This window comes from Daejeonella sp. (genome assembly GCF_044232565.1).
Classification (GTDB): domain Bacteria; phylum Bacteroidota; class Bacteroidia; order Sphingobacteriales; family Sphingobacteriaceae; genus Daejeonella.
The window spans coordinates 1-5531 of the sequence record NZ_JBIILQ010000187.1; the positions used below are offsets into that span (position 1 = coordinate 1).

Annotated in this window: 7 protein-coding genes; 1 reads left to right on the forward strand and 6 read right to left on the reverse strand. The window is 36.5% G+C overall.

Annotated elements, in window-relative coordinates:
* The 6 genes from bshC to rpmB form a co-directional block, all read right to left on the reverse strand.
* Positions 1-1466: bacillithiol biosynthesis cysteine-adding enzyme BshC (bshC, locus tag ACILQF_RS09975; protein ID WP_395627266.1), on the reverse strand; the 1466-nt coding region annotated here is incomplete at its 3' end.
* Between the two features lie 44 nt (positions 1467-1510).
* Positions 1511-2845 carry a 30S ribosomal protein S12 methylthiotransferase RimO gene (rimO, locus tag ACILQF_RS09980; RefSeq protein ID WP_395627267.1) on the reverse strand — a complete coding sequence of 445 codons (1335 nt, stop codon included), beginning with the start codon at positions 2843-2845 and terminating at the stop codon, positions 1511-1513.
* Positions 2846-2856: 11 nt separating this feature from the next.
* Positions 2857-3822: a signal recognition particle-docking protein FtsY gene (ftsY, locus tag ACILQF_RS09985; RefSeq protein ID WP_395627268.1), complete on the reverse strand. Its 966-nt coding sequence runs from the start codon at positions 3820-3822 to the stop codon at positions 2857-2859.
* Between the two features lie 109 nt (positions 3823-3931).
* A complete protein-coding gene (locus ACILQF_RS09990; protein ID WP_395627269.1) occupies positions 3932-4099 on the reverse strand; it encodes a DUF4295 domain-containing protein in 168 nt (55 codons plus the stop codon).
* A 92-nt stretch (positions 4100-4191) separates the two neighbouring features.
* Complete coding sequence (gene rpmG / locus ACILQF_RS09995) at positions 4192-4374, reverse strand: 50S ribosomal protein L33 (protein ID WP_079703649.1); 183 nt, start codon at positions 4372-4374, stop codon at positions 4192-4194.
* Positions 4375-4463: 89 nt separating this feature from the next.
* The gene (gene rpmB / locus ACILQF_RS10000; RefSeq protein ID WP_395627270.1) at positions 4464-4697 is read right to left on the reverse strand and encodes a 50S ribosomal protein L28; all 234 of its coding nucleotides are present in this window, start codon (positions 4695-4697) and stop codon (positions 4464-4466) included.
* Positions 4698-4924: 227 nt separating this feature from the next.
* Between rpmB and ACILQF_RS10005 the strand changes: the two genes are divergently transcribed.
* The coding region (locus tag ACILQF_RS10005) for an AMP-binding protein (RefSeq protein ID WP_395627271.1) at positions 4925-5531 on the forward strand (607 nt) is incomplete at its 3' end.

Genomic DNA, 5531 nt, shown 5'->3' on the forward strand with positions numbered 1-5531 from the left:
TTGGGAAATAACTTCGTTTTAATCAATTCAATCTGTGTCAGTGCATCCGAGAAATTTCTTTTTTCTGCTTTCATCAGCTTACTTTCTAGATTTATTATCGCATGGTGAAGCCTTGCTTTTACGGCGTCGGCACTCGGACTTAAGCTCGGGTCGATTTTATGGCTGCGCAGTTTAATTTTTTCAAATATTGAACTCAGTTCCTGCCATTCATCTTGGAGATTAAGCTTGTGAGTGCTATGGTTTAATACCCATTCTTTTTTAAGTTCTTCGAGTTTTTTGAAGATATCTTTTATATTGATATTTAGGCGGTTAAGTTTGCTTTCTAGTTTTTGGGGACTAAACATGGCTGAATTTCTTAGGAGTAAAATTGGAAATTCCACGCCATAATAATCAAAATTTTGCTTCAGCTGTAGCCAGTAAATAACTTCGGCACCTCCGCCAATATAGGCTAGGTTAGGTAAGATAAGCTCCTGGTATAGTGGGCGCATCACAACATTGGGACTAAAGCGATTGGGGTGTTCGGAAATTTCTTTCCTCAAACTTTCTTCGCTGAAGCTGATTTCTGTATTTAGGATTGAATAGTTACCATCTTCAAACACAATGCGCTCTCTCAAGCCATCGCGGAGGTAAAAGAAATTAATTTCTCTCGGATTTACCTGTGTATCAATGCCTTGCTCTGCTAATTTATGATTGGCTTCAGTGATTTGCTTGAAGCTATTTTGCTCAATAATATCTTTGGTGATGATTGTTGAAAACTGACTTTTTAATCGAATATCATCGGCATCGAGAATTATTAATCCAAAATCCTCGAAAAGAGCGTTTACAAGGTATCTGGTGGCATCTGCCAAGCTGGAATGTTCGGTATAGGCCTTTTGGATTAAATTGCTGAGTACTTCTGCATTCTCAGAAATACCCAACACCTGTTGGTATTCCTTGATGGCTTTTTCAATTCCAGAGGTTTGCAGCCTGCCAGTTGCACCCAAAGCCTTTTGCTCCCAGCTGATTTTTTTACCGGCAATGTGGGTGTGATTTATCTCAGCAAAATCATGGTCTTCGGTGGCCATCCAGTAAACTGGAACGAAATTTTTATCGGGAAAATTGCTTTTAAGCTCCTTGGCGAGATTTATTGCAGTTACAATTTTGAAAATAAAGTAAAGCGGACCAGTAAAGAGATTAAGTTGATGCCCTGTACAAACAGTGAATGTGTTATCCTTTTCAAGCAGTTGAATATTGCCTTCAACCAAATTATTTACAGGGGATTTAATTTTTGAATATTGATCGTGCAGTACTTCTGCCAGAATAGCTCTGTTTGCGCTAGTTTTTTTACGGGCAATTAGATTTTTAAAACCCTCGATTGTGGGGCTTTCTGAGTAGAAGGGTGTCAATTGAGGGTCCTCTGCCAAAAAACGGATAAGGCCCTCTGAGAAACTTTGCGTTTCACTATAATCTATATAAGTCGCCTTCATTTTAAACGAAATTAGAGGAATTTAATGAATTCCCCTGAACAGAACTATATTTTTACAATTTGACCATAGAGATCGAAATCCTCGGCACGGTCAATTTTTACCTCTACGAAAGTGCCGGGTGTAGCATAACTGATTTTTGCATCGAGCAAAACTTCATTATCCACTTCTGGAGAATCAAATTCTGTACGACCTATGAAGTAATCACCCTCTTTTTTATCAATCAGGACCTTGAATGTTTTCCCAACTTTGGCTTGATTTATATCGAATGAAATCTCCTGTTGAATATTCATAATTTCATCAACACGCTCTTGCTTCAATTCTTCGGGAACATCATCATTTAGGAGATGAGCATGCGTTTTTTCTTCATGTGAATAGGTAAAACACCCTAGTCTGTCGAAGCGACTTTCAGCGACCCACTCTTTCATTTCTTGAAAATCTTTTTCCGTTTCTCCAGGATAGCCACAAATTAAAGTGGTACGCAAGGCAATATTTGGCACTTTATCGCGAATGGAGTTTACCAAATCGATTGTTTTTTGGCTTGTAATTCCACGTCGCATGGAGCTTAACATATTATCACTGATATGTTGAAGGGGCATATCGAGGTAATTACAAATATTTGAGCGTTCATTCATTACATCCAAAACATCCATTGGGAACCCGGAAGGATAGGCATATTGTAAACGAATCCATTCAATGCCATCAACATCAGATAAATTACGCATCAAATCAGCTAAATTTCTCTTGTTATAAAGATCTAAGCCATAATAAGTTAGGTCTTGAGCAATAAGAATTAATTCTTTAGTTCCGTTTTTAGCGAGATATTTGGCTTCTTTCACCAATTCGTCGATTGGTTTAGAAACATGCTTTCCGCGCATTAAAGGAATGGCACAGAAGGAGCAAGGTCTGTTGCAGCCTTCAGCAATTTTAAAATATGAAAAGTGTGAAGGAGTTGTTAATAGCCGCTCACCTACCAGTTCATGTTTATAATCTGCACCAATTGAACTTAAGAGATTTTGTAGGTCGTTGGTTCCGAAAAAGGAGTCTACATTTTTTATTTCAGCTTCGAGTTCAGGCTTATAACGTTCGGATAAACAACCTGTTACGATTACTTTTCCAACTTTTCCTTGATCTTTTAATTCACTATATTGTAGGATAGTATCAATAGACTCCTGCTTTGCATTGTCTATAAATCCGCAGGTATTAATGACAATAATATCGTCTTTGTTTAGCTTTTGGTCTTCATGTACTACATCCATTTGGTTGCCGCGCAATTGGCCCATTAATACTTCTGAGTCGTGAATATTTTTGGAACAACCAAGGGTTATAACATTTACTCTTGGCTTAACTTTGCTTATCTCTTTACTGTTCTTGGTTTTCATGCTGCTCTTCCCTAATTTTTAAATAGGGAGTCTACGAACTCTTTTTTATTGAATAGTTGAAGGTGTTCGATACCTTCGCCTACACCGATGTATTTCACCGGAATTTTAAACTGATCGGATATTCCAATTACCACACCACCTTTGGCAGTACCATCTAGTTTTGTAAGTGCTAGTGCATTCACTTCAGTTGCCTGGGTAAATTGTTTACACTGTTCAATGGCATTCTGCCCGGTTGAAGCATCTAAAACGAGGAGAATTTCATGTGGAGCGCCAGGAACGACTTTTTGCATAACCTGTTTGATTTTGGTTAGTTCGTTCATCAAAGCAACCTTATTATGTAAGCGTCCGGCAGTATCAATAATTGCAACATCATCGCCATTTGCAACTGCAGATTGGAGGGTATCGAAAGCTACTGAAGCAGGATCTGAACCCATCGGCTGCGCTACGATACGTACGTTTACACGTTCTGCCCATAGCCTAAGTTGATCTACGGCAGCGGCTCTGAATGTGTCAGCAGCACCTAGAACAACTTTATTACCTGCAGATTTTAGCTTATGGGCTAATTTGCCAATGGTAGTGGTTTTACCAACACCATTAACACCCACCACCATAATAACATAGGGTTTATGTTTGCCGTATTCAAAATTCTGGAAATCGTTGCTATTATTTTCAGCTAGTAGATTTTGAATTTCAGCACGAAGTAATTCATGGAGCTCAGTAGTATTTATGTATTTATCTTGAGCCACACGCGTTTGTAATCGCGCTATAATTTTAAGGGTGGTTTGAACACCTACATCAGAATTTACTAGTATTTCTTCAAGTTCATCAAGAACATCATCATCCACGCTAGATTTTCCAACTACAGCCTTGGTGATTTTTGAAAATAGATTCTCCTTTGTCTTTTCTAAGGTTTTATCTAGTTCAACTTGCTCTTCTACGTTGATTTCTTTCTTTTTGAAAAAGTCAAATAATCCCATGGCTCTGAATTTGTTAAATCTACTGATACAGGTAAAAATATTTTTATTCTAATGAAAAAAGCCCCCCAACGATTAGACGCGGGCGGCTTCTTTCAAATATTATTGCTATTTAGTTTGAGATTTTTATTCCAGCAATAGCGTCTTTCACATGATCATTGTGAACGATAACTTCTTTGAATGAATAAGCGCCAGTTTTTGGTGATTTGTTCATTGTGATAACCTTTGAATATTCTTTACCAGCACCTGTTTTCAGGGTTGCAACTACTTTTTTTGCCATTTCTGTATAGTATTATTAGTTGTAGGTTGTAAATTTATGTTAGAAATTATATAATAGAATAATATAATTTACAGCTTATAAATATTTACTTATTATTTAATTTCTTTGTGAACAGTCACTTTTCTTAACACCGGATTGAATTTCTTCAATTCTAGGCGCTCAGTTGTGTTCTTTTTGTTTTTGGTTGTTACATAACGAGACATTCCAGCCATACCGCTTTCTTTGTGCTCGGTACATTCTAAAATAACCTGAACTCTATTACCTTTCTTAGCCATTGTATTATTTTTTACGTTGTAAGTTGTTGGTTACATTTATAAATTTTATCAGATATTCTAATAAAGCTTATAAATAAAACTTATAACTATTATATGTATCCTTTTTTAACGAATTTACTAATCACAGCAGTGATGCCATTTTTACTGATGGTTTTAATCGCTGAGGTAGAAACCTTCAACGTGATCCATCTGTCTTCTTCAGGGATGTAAAACTTTTTTACATGAAGGTTAGGATAAAATTTACGCTTGGTTTTTACGTTTGAGTTAGAAACGTTAAATCCATTCATTGCCATTTTTCCTGTTAAATCACAAATTCTCGACATGACTATATGTGTATCTTAATATTTAAATCAATTCTCTAAAGAGTTTGCAAATATCGGGAGAAAAAATCAGATACGCAATACTTTATCAATAAATTTAGTCTTTCTCTTTAAATGAGCGCTTAGTCCAGTAATTTATGTAATTATTATGACTCTAAATTAGGCTAAAAGCTCTTAAAATGATATAATTGTATATTAAAAATAATATAACAAAAGAACAAAAAATAAAAATGGATCTCCGTATTAATTCCTTTGACGATTATAAACGCATTTATGCTTATAGTGTTGCTGAGCCTGAAAATTTTTGGGCTACAGTAGCCGAAACATTTTATTGGCAGAAGAAGTGGGATAGTGTTTTAGATTGGAACTTTTCAGAGCCCAATGTGAAATGGTTTAGTGGAGCAAAGTTAAATATTACGGAGAACTGTCTTGACCGCCATCTAGTTAAGGATGCCGATAAAACAGCAATGATTTGGGAGCCGAATGATCCGGAAGAGCATTATCGATCCTTTACCTATAAAGAGCTTCATTTTAAGGTTGTACAGTTTGCTAATGCACTAAAAAATAATGGGGTAAAAAAGGGCGACAGAATCTGTATCTATATGCCGATGGTTCCTGAATTAGCCATTGCTGTGCTTGCCTGTGCTCGTATTGGTGCTATCCATTCGGTTGTTTTTGGGGGCTTTTCAGCACAGTCTATTGCCGACAGGATTAACGATGCAACGTGTAATTTGGTAATTACTGCCGATGGCGGGTTTAGAGGAAATAAAGATATCCCATTAAAAAATATTATTGATGATGCTATTGTGCAATGTCAATCGGTGACAAAAATCATTG

Bases quoted from the DNA above. Each gene is read 5' to 3' on its own strand.
- rimO (WP_395627267.1), bottom strand. From the start codon at position 2,845: ATGAAAACCAAGAACAGTAAAGAGATAAGCAAAGTTAAGCCAAGAGTA.
- ftsY (WP_395627268.1), bottom strand. From the start codon at position 3,822: ATGGGATTATTTGACTTTTTCAAAAAGAAAGAAATCAACGTAGAAGAG.
- ACILQF_RS09990 (WP_395627269.1), bottom strand. From the start codon at position 4,099: ATGGCAAAAAAAGTAGTTGCAACCCTGAAAACAGGTGCTGGTAAAGAA.
- rpmG (WP_079703649.1), bottom strand. From the start codon at position 4,374: ATGGCTAAGAAAGGTAATAGAGTTCAGGTTATTTTAGAATGTACCGAG.
- rpmB (WP_395627270.1), bottom strand. From the start codon at position 4,697: ATGTCGAGAATTTGTGATTTAACAGGAAAAATGGCAATGAATGGATTT.